The organism is Alcaligenes sp. HNGD-HTN06 (assembly GCF_049932565.1).
Lineage (GTDB): Bacteria > Pseudomonadota > Gammaproteobacteria > Burkholderiales > Burkholderiaceae_B > Alcaligenes > Alcaligenes ammonioxydans.
Genome location: NZ_CP187782.1, coordinates 570,413 through 592,961, shown reverse-complemented (window position 1 = coordinate 592,961; position 22,549 = coordinate 570,413). Strand labels below are relative to the sequence as shown.

Annotated in this window: 25 protein-coding genes and 1 tRNA gene; 7 read left to right on the top strand and 19 right to left on the bottom strand. The window is 57.9% G+C overall.

What is annotated here, in order from left to right; genetic code table 11:
• Genes ccmI through ccmA form a run of 9 tightly spaced genes read right to left on the bottom strand, consistent with a single transcriptional unit; the run spans position 1 to position 6,480 of the window.
• Positions 1-876, bottom strand: a complete 876-nt coding sequence (gene ccmI, locus ACOZ42_RS02740; RefSeq protein WP_003803784.1) for a c-type cytochrome biogenesis protein CcmI — start codon at positions 874-876, stop codon at positions 1-3.
• Positions 873-1,346, bottom strand: coding sequence for a cytochrome c-type biogenesis protein (locus ACOZ42_RS02735; protein WP_003803785.1), 474 nt, complete (start codon positions 1,344-1,346; stop codon positions 873-875). The genes ccmI and ACOZ42_RS02735 overlap by 4 nt, the downstream gene beginning before the upstream one ends.
• Positions 1,343-1,873 carry a DsbE family thiol:disulfide interchange protein gene (locus ACOZ42_RS02730; protein WP_426345524.1) on the bottom strand — a complete coding sequence of 177 codons (531 nt, stop codon included), beginning with the start codon at positions 1,871-1,873 and terminating at the stop codon, positions 1,343-1,345. The genes ACOZ42_RS02735 and ACOZ42_RS02730 overlap by 4 nt, the downstream gene beginning before the upstream one ends.
• Positions 1,870-3,837, bottom strand: a complete 1,968-nt coding sequence (locus ACOZ42_RS02725) for a heme lyase CcmF/NrfE family subunit (protein WP_003803787.1) — start codon at positions 3,835-3,837, stop codon at positions 1,870-1,872. The genes ACOZ42_RS02730 and ACOZ42_RS02725 overlap by 4 nt, the downstream gene beginning before the upstream one ends.
• Positions 3,834-4,283, bottom strand: coding sequence for a cytochrome c maturation protein CcmE (gene ccmE, locus ACOZ42_RS02720; protein WP_003803788.1), 450 nt, complete (start codon positions 4,281-4,283; stop codon positions 3,834-3,836). Before ccmE ends, ACOZ42_RS02725 begins: the two co-directional genes overlap by 4 nt.
• Positions 4,276-4,443 carry a heme exporter protein CcmD gene (gene ccmD, locus ACOZ42_RS02715; protein ID WP_230406251.1) on the bottom strand — a complete coding sequence of 56 codons (168 nt, stop codon included), beginning with the start codon at positions 4,441-4,443 and terminating at the stop codon, positions 4,276-4,278. Before ccmD ends, ccmE begins: the two co-directional genes overlap by 8 nt.
• 17 nt (positions 4,444-4,460) lie before the next feature.
• On the bottom strand, positions 4,461-5,192 hold the full coding sequence (ccmC, locus tag ACOZ42_RS02710) for a heme ABC transporter permease CcmC (RefSeq protein WP_003803793.1): 732 nt from the start codon (positions 5,190-5,192) through the stop codon (positions 4,461-4,463).
• A 5-nt stretch (positions 5,193-5,197) separates the two neighbouring features.
• Positions 5,198-5,866 (bottom strand): heme exporter protein CcmB, encoded by a 669-nt coding sequence (gene ccmB / locus ACOZ42_RS02705; protein ID WP_003803794.1) that lies wholly within the window; start codon positions 5,864-5,866, stop codon positions 5,198-5,200.
• Complete coding sequence (gene ccmA, locus ACOZ42_RS02700; protein ID WP_039943770.1) at positions 5,860-6,480, bottom strand: cytochrome c biogenesis heme-transporting ATPase CcmA; 621 nt, start codon at positions 6,478-6,480, stop codon at positions 5,860-5,862. Before ccmA ends, ccmB begins: the two co-directional genes overlap by 7 nt.
• 214 nt (positions 6,481-6,694) lie before the next feature.
• Here ccmA and ACOZ42_RS02695 point away from each other — a divergent pair, with 214 nt between their 5' ends.
• On the top strand, positions 6,695-7,237 hold the full coding sequence (locus tag ACOZ42_RS02695) for an ureidoglycolate lyase (protein WP_426345523.1): 543 nt from the start codon (positions 6,695-6,697) through the stop codon (positions 7,235-7,237).
• A gap of 42 nt (positions 7,238-7,279) precedes the next feature.
• On the opposite strand, the gene cynR is transcribed toward ACOZ42_RS02695, so the two are convergent.
• On the bottom strand, positions 7,280-8,167 hold the full coding sequence (gene cynR / locus ACOZ42_RS02690) for a transcriptional regulator CynR (protein WP_003803800.1): 888 nt from the start codon (positions 8,165-8,167) through the stop codon (positions 7,280-7,282).
• Between the two features lie 108 nt (positions 8,168-8,275).
• On the opposite strand from cynR, the gene ACOZ42_RS02685 reads away from it, so the two are divergent.
• Together ACOZ42_RS02685 and ACOZ42_RS02680 are read left to right on the top strand one after the other, a co-directional pair.
• Positions 8,276-8,926, top strand: coding sequence for a carbonic anhydrase (locus ACOZ42_RS02685; protein ID WP_003803801.1), 651 nt, complete (start codon positions 8,276-8,278; stop codon positions 8,924-8,926).
• A gap of 270 nt (positions 8,927-9,196) precedes the next feature.
• On the top strand, positions 9,197-10,432 hold the full coding sequence (locus tag ACOZ42_RS02680; protein WP_426345522.1) for an autotransporter outer membrane beta-barrel domain-containing protein: 1,236 nt from the start codon (positions 9,197-9,199) through the stop codon (positions 10,430-10,432).
• A 248-nt stretch (positions 10,433-10,680) separates the two neighbouring features.
• Here ACOZ42_RS02680 and ychF read toward each other — a convergent pair whose 3' ends face one another.
• The 9 genes from ychF to ACOZ42_RS02635 all read right to left on the bottom strand — a co-directional run bounded on the left by ychF (position 10,681) and on the right by ACOZ42_RS02635 (position 18,580).
• Positions 10,681-11,772, bottom strand: a complete 1,092-nt coding sequence (gene ychF / locus ACOZ42_RS02675; protein WP_003803805.1) for a redox-regulated ATPase YchF — start codon at positions 11,770-11,772, stop codon at positions 10,681-10,683.
• A 131-nt stretch (positions 11,773-11,903) separates the two neighbouring features.
• Entirely contained in the window at positions 11,904-12,725 is an 822-nt protein-coding gene (locus ACOZ42_RS02670; RefSeq protein ID WP_240208963.1) for a CPBP family glutamic-type intramembrane protease, read from the bottom strand.
• A 3-nt stretch (positions 12,726-12,728) separates the two neighbouring features.
• Complete coding sequence (pth, locus tag ACOZ42_RS02665) at positions 12,729-13,325, bottom strand: aminoacyl-tRNA hydrolase (protein WP_003803810.1); 597 nt, start codon at positions 13,323-13,325, stop codon at positions 12,729-12,731.
• Positions 13,326-13,451: 126 nt separating this feature from the next.
• A complete protein-coding gene (locus ACOZ42_RS02660; RefSeq protein WP_003803811.1) occupies positions 13,452-14,048 on the bottom strand; it encodes a 50S ribosomal protein L25/general stress protein Ctc in 597 nt (198 codons plus the stop codon).
• Positions 14,049-14,145: 97 nt separating this feature from the next.
• Positions 14,146-15,096: a ribose-phosphate pyrophosphokinase gene (locus tag ACOZ42_RS02655; RefSeq protein ID WP_003803813.1), complete on the bottom strand. Its 951-nt coding sequence runs from the start codon at positions 15,094-15,096 to the stop codon at positions 14,146-14,148.
• A 104-nt stretch (positions 15,097-15,200) separates the two neighbouring features.
• Positions 15,201-15,277 (bottom strand) — tRNA-Gln (locus tag ACOZ42_RS02650).
• A gap of 5 nt (positions 15,278-15,282) precedes the next feature.
• On the bottom strand, positions 15,283-16,221 hold the full coding sequence (gene ispE, locus ACOZ42_RS02645) for a 4-(cytidine 5'-diphospho)-2-C-methyl-D-erythritol kinase (protein WP_426345521.1): 939 nt from the start codon (positions 16,219-16,221) through the stop codon (positions 15,283-15,285).
• A 20-nt stretch (positions 16,222-16,241) separates the two neighbouring features.
• Positions 16,242-16,832 carry an outer membrane lipoprotein LolB gene (locus tag ACOZ42_RS02640; protein ID WP_059318641.1) on the bottom strand — a complete coding sequence of 197 codons (591 nt, stop codon included), beginning with the start codon at positions 16,830-16,832 and terminating at the stop codon, positions 16,242-16,244.
• 2 nt (positions 16,833-16,834) lie between these two features.
• A complete protein-coding gene (locus ACOZ42_RS02635) occupies positions 16,835-18,580 on the bottom strand; it encodes a tetratricopeptide repeat protein (protein WP_230406242.1) in 1,746 nt (581 codons plus the stop codon).
• 122 nt (positions 18,581-18,702) lie between these two features.
• Between ACOZ42_RS02635 and mutM the strand changes: the two genes are divergently transcribed.
• From mutM to ACOZ42_RS02615, 4 genes are all read left to right on the top strand, one after another.
• A complete protein-coding gene (gene mutM / locus ACOZ42_RS02630) occupies positions 18,703-19,530 on the top strand; it encodes a bifunctional DNA-formamidopyrimidine glycosylase/DNA-(apurinic or apyrimidinic site) lyase (RefSeq protein ID WP_131071284.1) in 828 nt (275 codons plus the stop codon).
• Between the two features lie 163 nt (positions 19,531-19,693).
• Complete coding sequence (locus ACOZ42_RS02625; protein ID WP_003803820.1) at positions 19,694-20,650, top strand: MBL fold metallo-hydrolase; 957 nt, start codon at positions 19,694-19,696, stop codon at positions 20,648-20,650.
• Positions 20,651-20,674: 24 nt separating this feature from the next.
• Positions 20,675-22,348: an FAD-dependent oxidoreductase gene (locus ACOZ42_RS02620; RefSeq protein ID WP_426345520.1), complete on the top strand. Its 1,674-nt coding sequence runs from the start codon at positions 20,675-20,677 to the stop codon at positions 22,346-22,348.
• On the top strand, positions 22,336-22,545 hold the full coding sequence (locus tag ACOZ42_RS02615) for a DUF2783 domain-containing protein (protein ID WP_003803823.1): 210 nt from the start codon (positions 22,336-22,338) through the stop codon (positions 22,543-22,545). The genes ACOZ42_RS02620 and ACOZ42_RS02615 overlap by 13 nt, the downstream gene beginning before the upstream one ends.
• Positions 22,546-22,549 lie beyond the last annotated feature (4 nt).

The following is a 22,549-nucleotide window of genomic DNA, read 5'->3' as shown; positions in this document are numbered from 1 at the left end:
TCAGGGAGCCGCGGCAGGTTCCGGTTCCGAGTTCGCTGGCATACGCATACGCTCACGCGCCAGTTGCAAGCCCTGATTCACGACCTTGGCGGTTTCCGAATCGGGCGGGAACTGCGCCAGCAAACGCTGCCAGTAATCGATGGCGGCCGGATACTGCTCCTTGTGCAAAGCCGCAGCCCCCGCCAGCATCAGGCCCAAGGGCTCTTCCGGATACAGATCCAGGGAACGTTTGACCAAACGGCCGGGCAACCCATCCAGGGTGTCGATTCCAGCCAGCAACATGGACTCGGCATATTCAGCCAGTGCCGTCGGGTCTCCGTCCACCACCGGCATGGCTTTGGCATAGGCCTCTGCCGCTTGCTGATGACGACCGTAGTAACGGTGCGAGCGGGCCATCATCAACCAGGCCCCCGGGTCATCCGGGTTTTCTTTCAGACGCTGTTCCAGACGGGCCACCATGGCCTCAATATCCACGGGCTGTGCGTTAGCCTGTTGCTGCACGGCGGCAGGGTCCAGCATCACCGGGTTACCCAGATAAAAGTACAGGGCGATGGCAGCAATCGGGATGCTGATCATCAGGGTCCAGGCCAGCCTGGGGGCGCCAGTGTGCTGAACAGTCTCCGTTTTAAGCCCTTCGCTCTCTTCCAGTACGCGCTGACGCAAATCCATCTGCGCCTGCTCGAAATCTTGAGCGGACAAGACACCGGCCTGCTTGTCCCGCTCAATTTCTTTCAACTGCTCGCGCAAAATCGCCAGGTTCGCCTGCTTGTGTTCAACCACACGCTGCAAGGCTGGCTTGCGTTTGACGCTCAGCATCAGATAGGCCGCACACAGCAGTACCAGCAGCGCGGCTACGCTATAAAAAACAATAGTCACGATTGTTCATCCCGAGAAGAACCCTGCAAAAGGGCATCGGCTTGACGGCGTTGCTCATCCGTCAGGGCCGTTTCATCACCCGCACGGCGTCGACGGCGCAGGGTAAAGGCATAAACCAGAAAGCCAGTCAGTAACAACAGGGCTGGTCCCAGCCAGAGCAGTGCCGTGGTGGACTTGAAGGGCGGGCGATACAAGATGAAGTCACCGTAGCGGTCCACCATATACGAGCGGATTTGATCCGGGCTGCGGCCCTGCCCCAACTGCTCCATGATCTGATGGCGCAAGTCCACAGCCAGCTCGGCACGCGAAGCCGCAATAGACTCGTTCTGGCACACCAGACAACGCAGCTCAGCAGCAATTTCCAACATCACTGACTCCTGAGCTCCCTGCGCGTCAGACTGCGCCTGAGCGGTCGGTACCAGCAGCCACATACTGGCAAGGAAAGCGGCCATCCATACACGCATCATCATGGCTCTTGCTCCAAACGACGGATTAAGGGCAAAAAGGTCTCCTCCATGGATTCACGCGAGACAGGGCCGATATGCTTGAAGCGCACAATGCCCTGCTTGTCGATGACAAAGGTCTCCGGTACGCCATACACGCCAAAATCAATGCCTACGCGGCCATCCCTGTCCATAACGGACACTTCGTAAGAATTGCCGTTGCGCAGCAGCCACTCGCGGCTTTCCTCAGGCACGTCCTTGTAGTTCAACCCCACCACCGGCACCTTGTGCTCAGTGGACAGCTCTTTGATAAAGGGGTGTTCGGTCAGACAGGGATAGCACCAGGACGCCCACACATTCAGCAGCCAGACACGCCCCTTCATCTGCTCGCCCGAAAAGCTGACTTCGGGATTGTGCAACTGAGGCAAACTGAAAGAGGGTGCAGGTTTGTCCAGTAACGGTGAAGGCACTTCGCTCGGCTTTAACGTCAGACCGATGCCCAGAAAAACCAGCAACAGGACAAAGCCAATCAGAGGAACAGTAAAACGATTCATGCCTGTACCTGCGTATTCATGGCTTTGCTCTGCACAGCGGCACGGGTTTGCCTGGCGCGATAGCGTCGATCACTTATTGCCAGTCCACCGCCCAGGGCCATCAGCAAACAGCCTAGCCAGATAAAGTCCACCAGGGGCTTGTAGTACAGACGCACACTCCAGCCACCCTGCTCAAAGTTATCGCCCAGCGCCACGTAAATATGGCGCAAGCCATTGGCGTTGATCGCCGATTCCGTCATGGGCAAAGCCGAGGACAGATAGGTACGCTTTTCCGGGTACAAGGTCGACACTACTTTGCCGTCCTGCAGCAGCTCCACCGTGCCACGCTCGGCCGAGTAGTTCGGGCCGGGCACAATACGCACGCCCTGAAAGCGCGCGTCATACGCGCCCACCTGCGCCGTCTGGCCAGGCTGCAACAAGACATCGGTTTCTGTCTCGTAGTGGCTGACCATGGTCACCCCCAGCACAAAGACGGCCACGCCGATATGAGCCAGATGCTGGCCCAGCCAGCTGCGCGGCTGAGAGAACACGCCTGAACGCGTGGCGCGCACACGCTTGACCACATCAAACAAGCTGCCCAGCACAATCCACATGGCCAGGCCGGCGCCCAAAGCGGCGGTACCCTGCCACTGGCCGTACAGCAAAGGAATGGCTGCGCCCAGCACCACGCTGAACACAATCACCAAGGCCAACTGGCGCACGATGTCCATCAAGTTGGCCCGCTTCCAGTTAGCCAGCACACCAAACACAATCAGGACCAGCGCCGGGATCATCAAAGGCACAAACACCTTGTTGAAATAAGGTGGCCCCACGGAAATTTTGCCCAGACCCAGCGTATCCATAATCAGGGGGTACAAAGTCCCCAACAGAACCGTGCCCGTCACGACGACCAGCAGGACGTTGTTGACCAGCAGCAAGGATTCACGCGATACCACGGCAAACTGCCCACCTGCGCCAACACGCGGCGCCCGCCAGGCAAACAGGATCAGGGAGCTGCCAACGATGACGGCGAACAGGCTCAAAATGAACACACCGCGAGCCGGGTCAGTTGCAAACGCATGTACGGATGTCAACACACCGGAGCGCACCAGAAAGGCGCCCAGAATCGACAGCGAGAAGGTGCTGATTGCCAGCAGAACCGTCCAGTTCTTGAAGCTGCCGCGTTTTTCCGTGACCGCCAAAGAGTGAATCAAGGCGGTACCCGCCAACCACGGCACAAAGGAGGAGTTCTCCACCGGGTCCCAGAACCACCAGCCGCCCCAACCCAGCTCGTAATAGGCCCACCAGCTGCCTACAGCGATACCCAGGGTCAGAAACAGCCAGGCAGCTGTCGTCCAGGGACGCGACCAGCGCGCCCAGCTGGCATCCAGACGCCCGGCCAGCAAAGCGGCAATTGCAAAGGCAAAGGCCACCGAAAAACCCACATACCCCATGTACAGCAAGGGCGGGTGAACAATCAGGCCAATATCCTGCAAGAGCGTGTTCAGATCCAGACCTTCTGCCGGAACCGGGAACATGCGCTCGAAGGGGTTGGAGCTGATCAGCACAAACAGCAAGAAACCGGCCGTGATCAGACCCAGCACACCCAGTACACGAGCCAGCATGGCCTCAGGCAAGGAGCGCGAATAAATGCTGACGGCAAAGGCCCAGCCCGTTTGCATGAACATCCACAGCAGCAGCGAGCCTTCATGCCCGCCCCACACCGCAGCAATGCGATAGAACAAAGGCAGCTTGGTGCTGGAATTCTGCGCCACATAAGCCACGGAGAAATCAAAACTGGCAAAGGACCAGGCCAGACACAGCAAGCTGAAGGCCACCAGACCAAACTGCCAGCGGGCCGCTGGACGGGCAAAGGCCATCCAGGCCAGATTGCCGCGCCAGGCCCCATACAAGGACACAATGCCTTGGGCCAGTGCCAGCACAAACGCAAGAATCAGGGCAAAGTGCCCAAGTTCCGGGATCATGGCTGAGCTCCTTGTTTCGCACGCTCGGCCTGCTCCATGGCGTGCATGGCCTCCGGCGGCATGTAGTTCTCATCGTGCTTGGCCAGCACTTCTTCCGCCACAAAATGTCCCTGTTCGTTCAAGCGACCTTGGGCCACGACGCCTTTCCCTTCTTGAAACAGGTCGGGCAAAATCCCGGTGTAGCTGACGGGCACCTGGGCCGCACCATCGGTGACCACAAAGTTCACGGCCATGCCTTGATCTCCACCGCGACGGATACTGTCCATCTGCACAATGCCACCGACTCGGAAGGTGCGGTTCTCGGGGCTTTGTCCCTGGCTGACCTCGGTAGGGGTAAAGAAGAACACCAGACTACTTTGAAAGGCATTCAGGATCAGGGCCGTCGCAGCGCCCAGTACCACCAGAGCCCCCAAAATCAGTACCAGACGATTCTGTCGCTTAGTCATGACCTTGCTCTCCCAGAGCACGCTCGTCACGCACGCGCTGCCAGGCGCGTGCCCGCCCTGCCCGTGCAACCAGCACCTCGCCCAGGATCAGCACGGCACAGGCCAGCACCGAACCCCAGACATACACGGCATAGCCGCCCATAGCGAAAAAATCGCTCACACTCGACCAATGCATCCTCAGCCCTCCGGCAAGTTGCGAACCCAGGCGGTATGCGCCTCACGTTCAAGAATCAAGTTGCGCACCCGGTACAGTGCAATGGCAATGCAGTAACACCACATGGCCAGACTCATCAGCAGCATGCCCGTCAACATGACGGTCGCCATGGACGGCGAACTGGTCAGCGATACCGATGCTCCCTGGTGCAAGGTGTTCCACCACTGCACCGAGAAATAGATAACGGGCACATTCACCACCCCGACCAAGGCCAGGATGGAGGCGGCCTTGTCCGCGCGGCGCGGATCGTCAATCGCTCCGCGCAAGCCCATAAACCCCATGTACAGAAACAGCAGCAACAATTCGGACGTCAGACGGGCATCCCAGACCCACCAGGCGCCCCACATGGGCTTGCCCCACAAGGCGCCCGTAACCAGCGACAGCACCGTACAGATCGCGCCGGTCGGAGCCAGCGCGGCAGCCATCATGGCGGCCGTACGACTATTGAAAACCAGGCAGATCAGGGACCAGAAGCCCATGGCCAGATAAATCAGCATGGACATCCATGACACGGGCACATGCAGAAAAATAATGCGATAGCCCTCGCCTTGCTGAAAATCGGTGGGAGCCAGGAAAAAGCCCACATACGCCCCCGCCACAAACAGCAGCAGCGCCAGAAACGCAGCCCAAGGCACCATGCGTCCGGCCAGGGCATAAAAGTTTTGAGGGGCGGCGTAGCGATACAAAAAATTCATGACATTTACTCAAGAGCAAGGCGCAACGCCGCTGCCGTAGCAAGGGGCGCAAAGAACAAAGCCAACAGTAAAAAAGCGACCAGAACGGACAGGTGCGCTTGCGCTCCCAACCCGGCCTGAACCGCTTGCACGGCCCCCGCGCCAAAGACCAGCACGGGAACATAAAAAGGCAAAATCAACAAAGCCAACAACACCCCTGCTGAACGCAGGCCCAGCACCAAGGCCGCGCCAATCGCTCCCAGCAAAGTCAGGACAGGCAGGCCCAGCGCCAGCGACAGCATCAACACCCCCAGACTGGCTGGGGGCAAGCTAAATTGCAGGCCTAAAATGGGGGCCAGCAGCAGCAAGGGCACGCCCGTCAGCAAGGTATGCGCCAGAACCTTGCCCAACACCCACCAGCCCAGAGGCAAATGAGAAAACAGAACCTGCTCCAGGGCGCCATCCTGCTCGTCCTGCTCAAACAGCCGACTGAGCGACAACAAGGTAGCCAGCAAGGCTGAAACCCACAGCACGCCCGGAGCCATCTTGGAGAGCAAGGCGGCGTCGGCACCGACTCCCAATGGAAAAAGGCTGCACACCACCAGAAAGAACACCAGGGGGATCAGGACGTCACCGGGGCGACGCACCGCCAGACGCCATTCACGTTTCAGAAGGGCCAGGAAAAGACTCAACATGCCGACCCCAGATCCAGGTGCTGCACGTCCAGCTTCCAGGGCAAGGCCTGATGACTGGTCAGAATGACGGCCCCCTGCCTTTGCAGATGCTGCGCAATCAGCTCGCCCAGGAAATGCTGGCCGGCGCTATCCAGTGCGGTGAGCTGTTCATCCAGAATCCACAAAGGGCGATTGCTCAGGGACAAACGCACCAGAAATACGCGCCGCCGCTGCCCGGCAGACAACTGCCGCAGCGGCACGCGGCGGTACGCCAGCAAACCGCCTGCCCGCAAAGCCTGATCGTAGTCCTGGCGCTCCCATGCAACCCGATCCTGCAGCAAGAGGCTGTCCAGGTTTTCCTGCACGGACAAATTGGCATTCAGCCCGGGGGCATGCCCGCCATACATCAAGTTGCGGCGATAATCACTGTCATTACGCTGTACAGGGCGCTCATGCCAAAGCAGTTGCCCCGCATCAGCCTGGGCGATGTTGGCCAGAATACGCAGCAAGCTGGTTTTGCCGCTGCCATTGGGGCCACTGACCAGACAACATTGGCCGGCTTCAAGCTTGACACTCAGGTCAGAGAACACACGACGCTGCCCTCGTCGGCAGGACAGCGAAACCGCTTCAAGCACAGCACCCCCTTATCATGAAAGCCAACAGCGCGAAGCCGCCCGAGCAAAAAGGCGGCTTTACTGGCCCGCCAAGTCATCGCGAGCCTCCTTCAAGACAGGGGATGCCAGACTTAGTTCCGCAATAACCCCTCGAAATGCAGGCTTTTTGATCTAGGCCAAATCCGACACTAGGCCTCGGTCTTGTTACTATGGTGCCTTAGCACTTCTTTGAGTGATGCCCATGACAAGCCCTATCACCCTCACCCCTCAGTCTCTCAGCCCAGAGGTTTTCGCCCCCTACGGCTGGATGTTAGGTAAAGGTTTGACCACTGCCCCAGCCACAACCGCATTTAGCAATGCCGCCACTGACTTCTGGCACGAACACGCCTTTGACACAGGTCCAAGTGGTCAGACCGAAGTGCTATGGGTGAATTACCGCATTCAGGACCCCTCGATTACGACACTGGAAAATCACCTGCTGACCCAGCAGGCTCTGATTCCGCTGACCGGGGAGGTGATTCATATCGTGGCCCAAAGTACACCCGAGGGCGGCCCGGACCTGAAGACCCTCAAAGCGTTCCGGATCATTCCAGGGCAAGGCGTGTGCATGCGGCCCGGCTGCTGGCACAGCAGCCGAGTCGCCGGCAAGGAAGTGACCTGTCTGATGCTGACACGCCTGTCTACCACCGTCGATCTGGTGGCGCATTTAAGCCAGGGTCAACCCGCGCGCGAAAGCGAGCTTCGCCCCTTGGAGCAGAGCGTGCGTGTGATTCTGTAAAGGGTCTGCCTGGTCGCCTGGCGACCAGCGCACAATGCCCGATCAGAATGTCGAGGCCGCACCGTATTTCAGCGCCAACTCAATAAAGGCACGCATTGCTGCCGACTGATAAGCGCCCTTGCGCTGCATCAGGATCGCGCGTCGTTGCGGCGGTGCCGGGTCCAGGCTGACGGCCACCAGATACTCGCTATTGCCAGCAATGGCAGCCGGCAGCAAGGTCGCCAAACCCGTACGCCTTACTACTTCAATCACCGCATTGAGCGAGTTGGACTCCATTGATACATTCAAGTCCAGATCGTACTCACGGCAATAGCGTTCAATCTGCCCGCGTGTAGCAAACTCAGGAGTCAGTAAAACGAGGGATTCCCGCATCAAGGTTTCTCGATCAATGCTGCGCCGCTCGGCCAGGGGGTGAGTGCGGCTCATCACCAAGGCCAGTGTCTCAACCAGCAGGGCCTGAAACTCAACCGCCGCCGAAGTGGGCTTCTCAAAAGCAATACCGATATCGAGCTCGTCCTCAACCAACTGCGTTTCCACACGCTCCTGCAGCATTTCCTGTACCACCAACCGCACATTAGGATAACGACGGTGAAAGGCCTCTACCAAGGGGCCAATCAGATACGAGGTAAATGTGGGCGCGACCGCCACCCGCAAGGAGCCGCGGCTCAGATCACTGACATCGTGCAAGGCACGACGCCCCTCTTCCAGATCCTGCAAAGCCTGCCGGGCATAACGCAGATAGACTTCGCCAGCATCCGTCAAACGAACCAGACGCCCCGTACGGTCAAAGAGTTGCGCCCCCAGATGCTCTTCAAGCTGACGCACCTGCTGAGACAAAGCCGGTTGCGAGACATGCAGGGCGCGCGCAGCGCGGGTGAAGCTCTGATACTGGGCAACCGCGAGAAAGTAATTAAGATGGCGCAAAAGCATAGGGGGCCTTTCTATAAGTAAACCCAATAAAAAGCATCAGAATTCGGTATTTTACCTTATGACCCGGACGCGTTAACCTTCTATCCACGCCGAACTACAAGGACAAGGATGAAAGACATTATCGACGGTTTCCTGAAATTCCAGCGGGAAGCCTATCCCAAGCGCGCCAAGCTTTTCAAAAATCTGGCTACACAACAAAACCCCCGCGCCTTGTTTATTTCTTGCTCCGATAGCCGCCTGGTCCCCGAGCTGGTCACACAGCGTGAGCCGGGCGATCTGTTCGTGATTCGCAACGCGGGCAATATCGTTCCCTCTTACGGACCGGAACCGGGAGGGGTCACCGCCTCGGTGGAATACGCGGTATCCGCTCTGCGCGTGTCGGATGTGGTGATCTGCGGACATTCGGACTGCGGCGCCATGACTGCCATCGCGTCCTGCCAATGTCTGGATCATATGCCTGCCGTCGAGCACTGGTTACGCTACGCAGACTCGGCTCGCCTGGTCAACGAGGCGCGTACTCACGCCAACGAACAAGAGCGCATCGCCTCCATGGTGCGCGAGAATGTGGTGGCTCAGCTGGCCAATATCCAGACCCACCCTTCCGTGCGGCTGGCCATGTCAGAAGGTCGCCTGACCCTGCACGGCTGGGTTTACGACATTGAGTCCGGCACGATTGATGCCTATGACGGTGGCAGCATGAAATTCGTGTCGCTGGCAGACAACCCAGACGTTGCTGCCGCCCCGGTAAGACGCGTGTAAACGTATCGGGGACTGATTCACGCCTGGCCGTTGCCAGGCGTTTTTTTTCGTCTTTGAACCTGCTTGTAACGGTCCTTTAGCCCACCAGCACGCGCCGCGCCAGCGTCCCACAGAAATAAACGCTCCCTCGCTAAGATGGACGGTAATCCGATAATGCGTCATCCTTCTGTTCCATCCGAGCTGCCATGGCAGGGTGAACACCGCAACACACACAATTCAAAGCGGTACCGCCCAGGCCGATGAAAGACTCTTTACAGAATGAGCAGGCCCATGAAGAAAACTTGTCTTGCTCTGGCTCTGATGGCCCTGCACGCCGCCACCCAAGCCCAAGCCGGTTCCGACAAAGAGACCGCCGCTCACGCCCGCGCAACTGCCGCCCTCTTGCCAGGAAACGTCTACAACCACGCGCTGGCTGGGCCAATAAGCGATCCGGCGACCGAGACTATTTCCCTGAATGTGTCAGCACTTTTGCAGGAGATCGCTGCCGACCCGCAGGCTTATGGCGTGACTCCGGTAGCCACAGGCGAAGGGCATCACAAGCTCCTTGCCGAATATGCACAGTCTGTCGTCAGCGCCCCTAGCCAGGTTGCCATGCTGGCCTCCTCGGCCAACACGGCCGGCCAAATGCAAATGCAGCATATTGACCGTCGTCTGCAAACGCTTAGCGCCTCCCAGGATTCAGAACTGGCCGTCTGGTTGCAGGGAGAAGCCATAACCGGCAGTCGCAACAGCGCGAATGCGCGCCCGGAGGGTATTCAGACCGCCTGGAAACTGGGCGTGGACCAACCGCTGGATGCGTGGACACTGGGTGCCTATCTGTCTTACGAGAACCTGGATGGCGACACGGACGAGGAAGGAACATATAGTCAAAAGCGCCAATCGGCAGGTCTGTACGGACGCTGGCAATCCGAGAAATTTTGGGTGAATGCTCAGTTGTTCTACAGCGATCTGGATAACAAGACCCGCCGCCATCTGTATTTGGGCACGGCGGCGCGAGAGCATCAGGCCAAAGCGGGGGGCGAGCAGTATGGCGGCAAGATCAGCACGGGCTACGACTGGCAGACAGAAAGTGTGACTCACGGGCCGCTCTTGAGCCTGAGCATGCAACAATCCCGGATCAAGCCTTTATCCGAAGATGATCCGAATCTGTCCACCACCATGAGTTTTGATGCCCAGTCCCAACGTTCTGTGCAAAGCAGTGTGGGCTACCAAATCAATGTCGCCATCAGCCATCAGTGGTCCTTGTACACCTCCGCAGAGTGGCTGCACGAATTCAGAAAACCGGCGGAACTGCTAGGCGCACGTTTGCAGGACGGACCCTACAGTAAACGCCACCTTTACCTGCCCACGGATCAGGAAGAGGCGCGTGATGCAGGACTGCTGGAATGGGGGGTAACGGGTCAGCTCAGCCATCACTGGACACTGGGTGCAGGCATCAGCGTTCAGCTGGCTCCAGGCACCCGTCCACAAACAGCCATGTACTTGAATACGGCGTATCTTTTCTAGGCTGGTCTGTCTTGCCGCTCCTTGCCGCGTTCTGCCTCGCGCCTGAGCCAGAGCCCAATTGCTCAGGGCACCGTCACTCTATTCAGAAACGGCTCCAGACGACTCGCGCGGCAAGCTCACTAAAACCACACCTCGCACAACAGTGGCAGCCCGACACCTGAGGCAAGAGTCGTGTCCGGGCACAACGGAAGCATAAAAAAGCAGGCCCCCGAGAGGGGCCTGCCATTTCTACCACCGGCACAACTCGCTTAGACGTTGAACAGGAAATTCAGCACATCACCGTCTTTCACGACATATTCCTTGCCTTCCGCACGCATTTTGCCAGCTTCTTTGGCACCTTGTTCGCCCTTGCAAGCCACAAAGTCGTCAAAGGCGATGGTCTGGGCACGGATGAAGCCGCGCTCGAAATCGGTGTGAATCACGCCAGCGGCTTGAGGGGCGGTGTCGCCCACACGGATGGTCCAGGCACGCACTTCTTTGACACCTGCGGTGAAGTAGGTTTGCAGGCCCAGCAAGCTGTAGGCGGCGCGAATCACACGGTTCAGACCAGGTTCTTCCATGCCCAGATCGGACAGGAATTCGATCTTGTCGGCGTCGTCCAGCTCAGCGATTTCGGCTTCCACGGCAGCGCATACGGCAACCACAGGAGCGCCATCAGCGGCAGCGTAGTTCTGCACGGCTTCCAGGTGTGGGTTGTTGGTAAAGCCGTCTTCTTTCACGTTGGCCACGTACATAGTGGGCTTGGCGGTGATGAAGCCGTAGGATTTGATCTGGTGCAGTTCGTCTTCGTCCAGCTTCAGCGAGCGCACGGACTTGCCTTCGCCCAGCGCTTTTTCGATACGCTCCAGCAAGGCCACCAGCTTGGCAGCGTCTTTATCGCCCGAACGAGCCAGTTTCTGATTGCGGTGAAGGGCTTTCTCAACCACGCCCAGATCAGCCAGCGCCAATTCAGTATTGATGATTTCAATGTCTGCCAAGGGGTCCACCTTGCCGGCAACGTGAATCACGTTCTCATCGGCAAAACAGCGCACCACATGCACGGTTGCGTCGGTTTCACGGATATTGGCCAGGAACTGGTTACCCAAACCTTCACCCTTGGAGGCGCCCGCCACCAGACCGGCAATGTCTACGAATTCCACCACGGCAGGCAAAATGCGCTCGGGATTCACGATCTTAGCCAGATCTTGCAAACGCTGGTCAGGAACTTCGACCACACCGACGTTCGGTTCGATAGTGCAGAAGGGGTAGTTTTCAGCCGCAATGCCGGCTTTGGTCAGAGCGTTGAACAGAGTGGATTTACCAACGTTGGGCAAGCCAACGATGCCGCATTGCAGTGCCATGAGTATCCTGAAAATCAAAGAGTTATATAAACGATGCGCTATTGTAGCGCCCTTGGGCGCTACAGCGCCTGCAGACGGATCAGAACAGTCGTGCCGGGGACACAGGAGAGCGCCTTGAACGGCAGGTATTCTTAAACCGGAATACCGTCAAACAGCTTGAGCAGTCCGATAATCAGCAAGACCGGGCCACCGTTAAAGATGGCATGCAGCACAATCGAGGCGCCCATGCCTCGACGCACACGCAGCCAGGCCAACACCAGTCCGGTCATACATTGGGGCAGGACCAGCAAGGGCAGCAAATACCAGCTCATGCTGTTGAGCTGGAAGTTATACAAATGCAATGCGCCAAAGGCCAGCGTTGCACCATAAAACACCCAGGGAAAGCAACGCCAATAGCGTCGCATGGATGAAAAACGCCATGCCCTCCCCTGCACCGCTCCCACCAACCTGCGCCACCATCCGCTATCTGCGGGCAAGGCTTCACGGGGCATGCCGGTATAACGACTGATCCAGACGGCCAGACACAAAACCAGCAGTCCTTGGATCAACCACCCGCTTGGTCCCTGAAACATCAGAAACACGGCCAAGGGGACCACTGTCAGCCATTGGGACGGACGTCTGAGCACAAAGCGGAAAACCAGCTCTTCCACAATGGGCGCCCAGATGATGGCTTGCGCCCAAGGAATGCGGGTCGGGTCCAGACGATGCTGTGCACCACCTAGACCCGCCACCGAGACCGCGATTGGCCCCAGTACCAATGCATTAATCAGCCACAGCATGCCCGCCCATTGCAGCAGACGCTTCCAGGGCAAGGGAGCAAACCAGTCCAGATACCAGCCATCACCCGGTACCCTGCCAGGCAAACGTCGGGCGCTGCGGGGATGGCGCAAAAAGTAAAAGAAGTCTTTGAGCTCATCCCTAAAACGCAACGGGCTACTAGGCACTGACTTCATGCATCAGGCCTTCTGCGGAGCATAAAGCTGGCGGGTGGCCTGCTCAAAGTCGCCACGCAGCAAGGCAGGCATCATAAGCCGGCACCGGTTCATGCCATCTTCAATCTCGCGCAACTCTTCTTGACGGGGCGCATGCAGTACGAAATTCACCACTTGCTGGGCCAGGCCCAGGGTGCGAGGGTGACCAATCCCCAGGCGCAAGCGCCAGAAATCCGGCGTGCCAAAGGCGGACTGAATATCGCGCAGGCCATTATGCCCCGCGTGCCCGCCTCCTTTTTTCATCTTCACCTGTCCGGGCAGCAAATCGAGCTCGTCATGCAGGACCAGCACCTGCTCGGGCTTGAGCTTGTAAAAACGCATCAAGGCCCCGGCGGCTTGCCCAGACTTGTTCATGAAGGTGATGGGTTTGGCGATGATGACGTTCTCACCTTCAAAGCGCGCTTTGGCGACCCAGGAAAAAAATGACTTTTCCAGATTGAAGCTCGCATGCAGATCATCGGCCAACTGGTCTGCCAACCAAAAGCCCGCATTATGACGGGTGGCTTCATACTCGGGGCCGGGATTACCCAGGCCAACAATCAAACGGATAGGCTCAGACATGAATGTTTTCGCAGGAGGCATACACCAGCAATGGCGCAGGCAGAAATAACAAACCCCCGCCAGCATACGCTGACAGGGGTTGATTCGCCAAGCTGCAAGCCGGCCAAAGCCGACAGGCAATCTTGATTACTCGGCGCCTTCTTCGGTTTCTTCCGAAGCAGCAGCACCACCCACTGGCAAGGCAGCAGCCAGCAGAGGGTTGGTGTCGTTGCCAGCGTAAGTCACGCCCAGTGGCAGCTTGATGCTGTCCAGGTGCAGGTTGGCGTTAGCCGTCATACCGCTCAGATCCACCGTGATGGACGCAGGCAGGTTACCGGGCAAGCAGGTGATTTCCAGCTCGGTCAGGATGTGGCTGATGACCTGGCCGCTCAGCTTGACAGCTGGGGACACTTCACCACCTTCAAAGTTCAGAGGAACTTTGGTGGTGATGGCTTGCGAAGCCAGAACGCGTTGGAAGTCAACGTGCAGAACCTGCTGCTTGTAGGGGTGCCACTGAACCGAGCGCAACAGCACTTTTTCAGCTTTACCGTCCAGTTCCATCGTCAGGATGGATGCGTGGAACGCTTCTTTGCGCAGGTTGTGGTAGATCTCGTTATGGTCCAGCGAGATTACGACGGGCTGTTCTTCGCCACCGTAAACAATTGCAGGAACTCGACCAGCGTGACGCAGGCGGCGGCTCGCACTCGTACCCTGTACATCACGCGACGTAGCGGTGAATTTCATTTAAAACTCCAATGGCAGAACACTTGAGGCGTACTGCTGAAAAGTGGTAGCGGACTACCTAGTTGACGTGTGCCGCGACCAGCACACGTTAAAAAACTTAATCGCTGAACAAGGAGCTGACCGACTCGGCGTTCGAGATACGCAAGATGGTCTCGCCCAGCAGTGCTGCACAGGACAGCTGACGAATCTTGCTGCACTCGCGGGCCTTGGCGGACAACGGAATGGTGTCCGTCACAACCAGCTCGTTCAATTGGGACTGCGTAATGCGTTCGATGGCTTCGCCCGAGAGCACAGGGTGCGTACAGTAAGCGTAAACCGCCTTGGCACCGCGCTCTTTCAGGGCTTCGGCCGCTTTGCACAGCGTACCGGCCGTATCCACCATGTCATCCATCAGGATGCAGGTGCGTCCGTTGACATCACCAATGATGTTCATGACTTCGGATACGTTGGCACGCGGGCGACGTTTGTCGATAATGGCCAGATCCACTTCCAGTTGCTTGGCCAGTGCACGTGCGCGCACCACGCCGCCGATGTCAGGCGAGACAACCACCATGTCCTGGTAGTTACAGCGCCAGATATCGCCCAGCAAAATGGGGGAAGCGTAGATATTGTCGACCGGGATGTCGAAGAAACCCTGGATTTGGTCTGCGTGCAGATCCATCATCATGACGCGATCAACACCGACCACTTGCAACATATTGGCCACGACTTTGGCCGAGATCGACACACGCGCCGAACGGGGGCGTCGATCCTGGCGGGCGTAACCAAAGTAAGGGATGGCAGCGGTGATGCGACCGGCCGACGCGCGGCGCAAGGCATCGACCATCACCATGATTTCCATCAGATTGTCGTTGGTGGGAGCGCAGGTGGGCTGCAGAACAAAAACATCGCGACCGCGCACGTTCTCGTTGATTTCAACCATGGCTTCCCCGTCAGAGAAGCGACCCACCGTCATTTTCCCCAGCGACATATCAAGGTGGTTGACGACATCGACAGCAAGGCGAGGATTAGCCGTGCCGGTGAAGATCATGAATCGGTCTTGTGCCATGATGGGAGATAGATTTTGATGCAGGAAAAGCAAAGCTGTTGATCGAAACCCCTACAAGGAAACGACTCAACAGCTTTACATTATCGCAGGCCAGGCCTGAAAGGTGGCTGGGGAAGAAGGATTCGAACCTTCGCATGCCGGAATCAAAATCCGGTGCCTTAACCAGCTTGGCGATTCCCCAAATACTTACTTAATCCAGTAGCGTAGCGGATGATCTTGCAAACCAGAACAAACCCATGTTTGATCGACCAGCAATTTACCACTATTTGATTCTTCGCTACCAGAAAAATCTATTTTACTGCTATTTCGGTCAATTTCAAACTGACCTTTCATGGCGCTTTGTTTGTCTCTGCACTCAACAAACAAACAAGAACCTGAGCCCGTCATTCTAGCATTTAATTTTAAACTTTGCAAACCCTGCTTTAACAGCAACAAATTAGGATAAAGATTAAATGCAACCGACTCTAGATTGTTTCTGCCAAAATAAGGATCACTATCCTTGGCTTGCCAGAATTTTTCTTGCCAATCAGTAAAGAACGTTATTGTGATCGGTTTCTCATCGCGTGTCAAGCATTCGGCGCTAAATATTTTTCCTGTGGATATAAATTGCGGCGGCCGAATGATGATGTAGTCCCGGGGCGGCATCTGAATGGCCTGCAATTGTTCCCCTACCCCTTCCGCAAATGCAGCCTGTCCGAATACAAAAACCGGCACATCGGCGCCCAGAGGCAAGCCAATATCCATCAAGGCCTGACGGCTCAGGCCCAGGTTCCACAAACGGTTCAAGGCAATCAGGGTCGTGGCCGCATCGCTGGAGCCACCGCCCATCCCCGCTCCCGACGGAATGTTCTTGACACAAGAAATATCCACGCCTTGCCGGGTGCCCGTCGCTTGTTGCAGGGCACGAGCGGCTTTGATCACCAGATCCTGTTCAGGCTCCACATCGCTCAAGGTACTGTGTACCCGGCAGATTTGTCCGTCACTACGTGGAACGAAGCTCAGGTAGTCATTCAGATCCACAAAGCGGAAGGCGGTTTGCAGAAAATGGTAGCCGTCTTCACGACGACCCGTGACGTGTAAAAACAGATTGATCTTGGCCGGAGCCGGGACGTTGTAGAGCGCCATGACACAAACCTGCTCGCGCTTTACTGGTCCACAACCAAACGCACGCTGATGGAGCGATTGGCTTCATGACGGTTCAACTGGAGCAAGCGCGGGCCTTGTTCGTCGTAACGCGACAGCGTCACACGCCAGCCGGACTGCTCGAAACTGCTCAGTTTTTGCTGATCGTCCCTGCGTTCACTTTGAACGGGGGCACTGCCCGTGCGGCCATGCAGCCAGTCCCGCAAGCCGGCCACGGGCACGGGGCTGCCCAGAACCTGTTCCACCAACGCATCCGGATGAGTGGCGAGCTCCTGGCTTCCGTCGGTACGCTCCAAAATGGCCTGCCCCGGCAGTACCCAGACACGCGCCAAGGTATTACCCAATGGATTGCTCAAATCCAGCATCAGCTTGCGCCCATCATCACGCCAGGAAAAACCACCCTGCACGGCTTCGACCTGCGAGCTGGAGTGCGTCACGCTTACGGCAAAGCGACCTGAACGTGACAACGCGCTGGAGGCCTGATCAGCCTCGGCGCCACTGCCGTCCTTGGGCTGGGGGGGGGTGGCACAGGCACTGAGCACGGCAAGCAGCGTCAGGGCCGCAGCCCGATACCATAAGCGCTGTTTCAACATCTTCACGGCAGCGGCACTCCCAGTCGCTTGATGGTTTCAGTCAAAGTGCGATTGTCTGGATCTTTACTCAAGCCCGCCCGAAAGACCAGCATGGCATCTTCGCGACGGCCTTTGACCCAGAGCACTTCTCCCAGATGGGCAGCCACATCCGCCTCGGGCAAACGCTCGTAGGAACGTTGCAGATACTCCAGCGCGGCCTGCAAATCACCGATGCGAAACAGATACCAGCCAACGCTATCCAGAATATAGGGGTTGTCCGGCTCCAGTTCCATGGCGCGCTCAAGCAAATCCTGGGCCTCGTCCATACGGCGATTTTGATCCGCATAGGTATAGCCCAAGGCGTTATACGCATTCGCGTGGTCAGGGCGCAACTCGATAACGCGGCGCATCAGAGCCTCGAACTGATCATGCTTGGCCCGCTGCTCGTACAGCATGGCCAGGTTGTATTTGATTTCAGGGCTGTCGGGCAGCTCACGGTCAGCGCGCTCCAACACTTCCAGAGCCTGATCCGTACGACCGCTGTCCTGATAAATGGAGGAATAGGTCAGGGCCACCACCACCTGCTCACTCATATCTCGCGGGCGGGAGCTTTCCAAAGTACGGCGTGCCAGGGGCAAGTTGCCCTGACGGGCCTGCAGAACCGCCTTGTGAATCTGCGCCTGAAAACGCAGCGCAGGCTCCTCGATCAAATCCAGCTGACGAATAGCCTCGTTCAGATCACCCTGCGCCTCGGCAATCTGCACCAGGGACAAGCGAGCTTCGGAGATGCTGGCCAAAGCCGTATTGACGGCGTCATTCAAGGACTGGCGGCGCTGCTGCTGAACCGTAATATATTGTTCCAGCAACTGGCGGGCCTGCGCATACTCCTTGGCGCGGATGTGAATTTCGGCCTGGGTATAGAGCAGGTCAAAGTCTTCCGGGTTAGCGCGCTGCAAGGCGCTGACAATGGCCTGGGCCTCGTCAAACTGTTGACGCTCGACCAAACGATTGGCCAACAATAACTGCAGCTTGCGGCTGTCCGGATTGTCGCGTACGAAGGCACGTGCGCTTTGCAAGGCAGCCGAAGGATCAATCTTGATGCCATATTCCAGCACTCGCTGCGCGGCTGCTTCAGAATGCGGGTCCAGTTTCAGGGCTTCCCGTGCCTCGCGCTCCGCGCGTGCTGCGTCACCGGCACTCCAGGCGGTATCGGCCAGAGCAAGACGGGCGATAGGCAAAGAACGCACCGGCTGCTGCAAGGCCTTGTCCAGCACCTCCAGCGCCAGTCGGCGATCCACCATTTTGCTGACCATGCTCATGGCCTGTACCACGGCCTGCTCTTTATCTTCAGCCCGTGAAATGCGCAGCCACAAGGCATCTGCCAGGCCTTCGGTCTGACCGCTGGACGCTTCCAGCGCCAGGGCAGTGGCCTTGGCTTCCGCATCGTTGGGGGCTAACAGGGCCCACTCTTTGGCAGCCCGCAATGCGCGGCCCAGATCACGGTCGGCCATTGCATATTGAAACGCGCTCTGAGCCAGCCGAGGATCACTGGTGTCACGAGCCAAGGATAGAAAAGTCTGGCTGGCAACATCGTACTCGCCTCGGGAAGCCGCAACCTCGGCCACCAAAATGCGATAGAGGATGTCCGAGGTCAAGCCTACCAACGGCAGTTGTCCGCTGCGCAAGCGGATGGTGTCGACAGGCGGCTCCGCCTTGAGTATGGGAAGTGAGGTTTGTGCTTGCGCCGAAACCGCTGCAAGCAACGACATCAGGCCCAGCTTTAGTGCTAAGGTCAGAGCATTCATCCAGAAAAACCCGTGCCCTGATACGCGCGATAAAACGCCCGATGGCACAATAAAGGAATCAGATTTGTTGATGGTATCACCCCCCCATGCCTGAACTGCCAGAAGTTGAAACAACTCGTCGCGGAATTGCGACGGTTATCCAAGGAAAAAACGTCCGACAATTCCTGGTTCACGAACCACGTCTGCGCTGGCCCGTGCCCGCCTCCTTGCCCCAATGCCTGGTAGACCAGACCGTTCTTGACTGCACGCGTCGAGGCAAGTACTTGTTGTTGCATTTTGAAAAAGGCGTGCAGATCATCCATCTGGGCATGTCGGGCTCCCTGCGGCGCGTGGCGCTGGAGGAAGAACGCCGCAAACATGATCATGCGGAATGGATTTTTGACGAGGCCCGCTTCCTGCTGCATGACCCACGACGATTTGGTGCGATATTATGGCATGCCCACCAGGACGGCCCGCTGGAAAACCATCCTTTGCTACGTACTTTAGGCATTGAGCCTTTTGACCCCTTGTTTACGCCGGCCTATCTGTTCCGGCATTTGCAGGGACGACGCATGGCCATCAAACAGGCTCTGCTCGGCGGCAAGATTGTCGTGGGCGTGGGCAATATCTATGCCTCCGAATCTCTTTTTCTGGCGGGCATTCATCCCGAACTGCCTGCCGGTGAAGTTTCTCTGCATCGCTGCGAGAAACTGCACGCGGCTATCCTGAGCACCCTGCAGGCCGCCCTGGACTCAGGGGGCAGCACCTTGCGCGACTACGTGAACGCCAGTGGCGAGCCAGGTGCCTACTTTGCCATTCACGCCAATGTGTACGAACGGGTGGACAAAGCCTGCCCGCGTTGCCAACAGCCCATCAAACGTATCGTTCAGGGTCAGCGCGCCACCTACTACTGCTCGCGCTGCCAACGCCGCTAAGCCCGCTCTCTTCCCTTCTGTCTGCCTGTCATGCCGGTTCCGGCAGGCAGGCGCACGCGCGTTTTAACAGCAGGCCTATACCCTATTCAGGTATTCACCTATATCTAACTGATTCGCCATAAACTAATCTGACATCATCCCTATCGACTGTGGAGTCATTTTCATGAGCAAGTCCTTCGCCTCGCACAACGACCTGGAAGACAAAGTCGTTGCCTTTGAAAAACTGTCCGACCATGCCTACGCCTACACGGCTGAAGGTGATCCCAACACAGGCATCATCATTGGTGATGAGGCCATTATGGTGATCGACACTCAAGCCACGCCGGTAATGGCACAGGATGTCATTCGCCGCATCCGCGAAGTCAGCGACAAACCCATCAAGTATGTGCTGCTGTCGCACTACCACGCCGTGCGCGTACTGGGCGCATCGGCTTACCAGGCTCAGGAGATCCTGGCCAGCCGTGACACTTACGACCTGATCGTGGAACGTGGCGAGCAGGACAAGGCCAGCGAAATTGGCCGTTTTCCTCGCTTGTTTCGCAACGCCGAATCCATCCCTCCCGGCCTGACCTGGCCCACCATGACGTTTGAAGGACACATGACGGTGGACCTGGGCAATCTGGAGGTCCATCTGATGCAAGTAGGCCGCGGCCATACCAAAGGCGACACCATCGCCTGGCTGCCCAAGGAAAAAATCCTGTTTGCCGGTGATCTGGTCGAGTATCAGTCCACTCCCTACGCAGGCGATTGCTACTTTCGCGAATGGCCACGCACATTAGATCGTCTGGACGAATTCAAGGCAGAGAAAATGGTTCCTGGCCGTGGCCCTGCGCTGAAGAACGCTACGGAGGTGCGTCAGGCCCTGGCAGGCACCCGTGCCTTTCTGACCGACTTGTATTCCAGCGTGCAGCAAGGCGCTGCGGCGGGCAAAGATCTGAAAACCATCTACCGCGAAACCTACGATTTCATGAAGCCGCGCTATGCGGACTGGGTCATTTTCGATCACTGCATGCCCTTTGATGTGTCCCGTGCCTACGACGAGGTCAACGGTCACGAAGACCCACGTATCTGGACCGCCGAGCGCGATCTGGAAATGTGGAAGCAGCTCGAAGGTCAATAAGACGCCAGGCCAGGGAGAGAGAAGATGGGAGACATTAATTACCAGACCCTGGAGCTGACACAAGCCCCCCCGCCGGCCGCCCATCACCGCCACCCTGTCGTGGTGGTGGGGGCCGGCCCGGTGGGGCTGACCATGGCTCTGGACCTGGCGGCCAAAGGCCACCAGGTCGTGATTCTGGACGACGACACGACGCTGTCCAAAGGATCACGGGCCATCTGCTTTGCCAAGCGCACCCTGGACATCTGGGACCGCCTGGGCGTGGGCGCTCGCATGATGGACAAAGGCGTGTCCTGGAATGTGGGCAAAGTTTTTTTCCGCAACCAGGAGGTCTGGAGTTTCAATTTGCTGCCGGAAGAAGGCCACCAGCGTCCCGCCTTCATCAACTTGCAGCAGTACTACTGCGAAGGCTATCTCTACGAAGCGGTCTGCGCCCAGCCCCTGATTGAGCTGCGCTCCGGCCATAAAGTGCTGAACGTGGTGAATCAGGCAAACGGCGTGCATCTGGATATAGAAACCCGACAAGGCCATTACACTCTGGAAGCAGAATGGCTGCTGGCCTGCGATGGTTCACGCTCGGCCATTCGCCGCGCCTTGGGGGAAAGCAGCAGCGGACGCGTGTTCAAGGACCGTTTTTTGATTGCGGACGTGCGCATGCAGGCGGACTTTCCCGCTGAACGATGGTTCTGGTTTGACCCGCCTTTTCATCCCAACCAGTCTGTTTTGCTGCACAGCCAACCGGACAATGTCTGGCGCATCGACTTCCAGCTAGGCTGGGATGCGGACCCCGTGGAAGCCGTCAAGCCCGAGAACGTGCTGCCCCGCATTCGCGCCCTGCTCGGTGCCGACGCCCCCTTTGAACTGGAGTGGGTCAGCATTTACACCTTTGCCTGCGAGCGCATGGAGCGCTTTCGTCATGGCCGCATCCTGTTTGCCGGAGACTCGGCCCACCGTGTCTCGCCCTTTGGCGCACGCGGCGCCAATAGCGGTATCCAGGACGCCGACAACCTGGCCTGGAAGCTGAATCTGGTTCTGAATGCCCAGGCCCCCGACAGCCTGCTGGACAGCTACCGTAATGAACGTGAGCTGGCCGCGGACGAGAACATTCGTCACTCCAGCCGTTCAACAGATTTCATTACCCCTAAAAGCGAAGTCAGCCGCCTGTTCCGTGATGCAGCCTTGATTCTGGCGCGTCGCCACGCCTTTGCCCGTGTGCTGGTCAATAGCGGTCGCCTGTCCTTGCCCAGCGCTTATCCGGACAGCCCGTTGAATACGGCTGACACACACGAATTTGCCGCCTGCGCCACGCCATTGGGCGCCTGCGTCCCCGATGCGCCTATCGAGCAAAACGGTCAGGCAGGCTGGTGGCTGGGTCAATTGGGTAGTGGCTTTACCTTGCTGGAATTTGGCGAAGGCCAGACCAGCCAGCCTGAAGCGCTAGAAGAATTGGTCGCCCAAGGTCTCATGACCCGCCGGCGCGTCTGGCCGGCAGGCACGCCAGCTGTCCAGGCCCAAGGTGACATCATCGACAGCCAGGATATGCTGCGTCAGCGTTATGACGCTCAGCCCGGCTCCTGCTATCTGATCCGTCCCGATCAACACCTGTGCGCCCGCTGGCGTCATCTGGATGGGCAGGCTGTGCGTATTGCCCTGCAAAAAGCCTGTGGCCATTTCCTGGAGAGTGCTTCATGTCTACACTGAATACCCATACCCCCTTGGAACGGGCTGACGACTTCTACCAGATGTTGATCGATGCCCACCAGGGCCTGAGCACGGCCCAAAGCCATGCCATGAATGCCGCCCTGGTACTGTTGCTGTGCAATCATATCGGCTCGCTGGACGTGATCAAGCAAGCCCTGGATGCCGCCCGCCAGACCTGCCTGGAGCAGGCCGCCTGAATCT

What these genes read in the sequence shown, in the direction of transcription:
- ACOZ42_RS02735 (WP_003803785.1), bottom strand. Translation starts at nt 1,346, where the DNA reads ATGATGATGCGTGTATGGATGGCCGCTTTCCTTGCCAGTATGTGGCTG.
- ACOZ42_RS02730 (WP_426345524.1), bottom strand. Translation starts at nt 1,873, where the DNA reads ATGAATCGTTTTACTGTTCCTCTGATTGGCTTTGTCCTGTTGCTGGTT.
- ACOZ42_RS02725 (WP_003803787.1), bottom strand. Translation starts at nt 3,837, where the DNA reads ATGATCCCGGAACTTGGGCACTTTGCCCTGATTCTTGCGTTTGTGCTG.
- ccmE (WP_003803788.1), bottom strand. Translation starts at nt 4,283, where the DNA reads ATGACTAAGCGACAGAATCGTCTGGTACTGATTTTGGGGGCTCTGGTG.
- ccmC (WP_003803793.1), bottom strand. Translation starts at nt 5,192, where the DNA reads ATGAATTTTTTGTATCGCTACGCCGCCCCTCAAAACTTTTATGCCCTG.
- ccmB (WP_003803794.1), bottom strand. Translation starts at nt 5,866, where the DNA reads ATGTTGAGTCTTTTCCTGGCCCTTCTGAAACGTGAATGGCGTCTGGCG.
- ACOZ42_RS02695 (WP_426345523.1), top strand. Translation starts at nt 6,695, where the DNA reads ATGCCCATGACAAGCCCTATCACCCTCACCCCTCAGTCTCTCAGCCCA.
- cynR (WP_003803800.1), bottom strand. Translation starts at nt 8,167, where the DNA reads ATGCTTTTGCGCCATCTTAATTACTTTCTCGCGGTTGCCCAGTATCAG.
- ACOZ42_RS02685 (WP_003803801.1), top strand. Translation starts at nt 8,276, where the DNA reads ATGAAAGACATTATCGACGGTTTCCTGAAATTCCAGCGGGAAGCCTAT.
- ACOZ42_RS02680 (WP_426345522.1), top strand. Translation starts at nt 9,197, where the DNA reads ATGAAGAAAACTTGTCTTGCTCTGGCTCTGATGGCCCTGCACGCCGCC.
- ychF (WP_003803805.1), bottom strand. Translation starts at nt 11,772, where the DNA reads ATGGCACTGCAATGCGGCATCGTTGGCTTGCCCAACGTTGGTAAATCC.
- ACOZ42_RS02670 (WP_240208963.1), bottom strand. Translation starts at nt 12,725, where the DNA reads ATGAAGTCAGTGCCTAGTAGCCCGTTGCGTTTTAGGGATGAGCTCAAA.
- pth (WP_003803810.1), bottom strand. Translation starts at nt 13,325, where the DNA reads ATGTCTGAGCCTATCCGTTTGATTGTTGGCCTGGGTAATCCCGGCCCC.
- ACOZ42_RS02660 (WP_003803811.1), bottom strand. Translation starts at nt 14,048, where the DNA reads ATGAAATTCACCGCTACGTCGCGTGATGTACAGGGTACGAGTGCGAGC.
- ACOZ42_RS02655 (WP_003803813.1), bottom strand. Translation starts at nt 15,096, where the DNA reads ATGGCACAAGACCGATTCATGATCTTCACCGGCACGGCTAATCCTCGC.
- ispE (WP_426345521.1), bottom strand. Translation starts at nt 16,221, where the DNA reads ATGGCGCTCTACAACGTCCCGGCTCCGGCCAAGATCAATCTGTTTTTA.
- ACOZ42_RS02640 (WP_059318641.1), bottom strand. Translation starts at nt 16,832, where the DNA reads ATGTTGAAACAGCGCTTATGGTATCGGGCTGCGGCCCTGACGCTGCTT.
- ACOZ42_RS02635 (WP_230406242.1), bottom strand. Translation starts at nt 18,580, where the DNA reads ATGTCGTTGCTTGCAGCGGTTTCGGCGCAAGCACAAACCTCACTTCCC.
- mutM (WP_131071284.1), top strand. Translation starts at nt 18,703, where the DNA reads ATGCCTGAACTGCCAGAAGTTGAAACAACTCGTCGCGGAATTGCGACG.
- ACOZ42_RS02625 (WP_003803820.1), top strand. Translation starts at nt 19,694, where the DNA reads ATGAGCAAGTCCTTCGCCTCGCACAACGACCTGGAAGACAAAGTCGTT.
- ACOZ42_RS02620 (WP_426345520.1), top strand. Translation starts at nt 20,675, where the DNA reads ATGGGAGACATTAATTACCAGACCCTGGAGCTGACACAAGCCCCCCCG.
- ACOZ42_RS02615 (WP_003803823.1), top strand. Translation starts at nt 22,336, where the DNA reads ATGTCTACACTGAATACCCATACCCCCTTGGAACGGGCTGACGACTTC.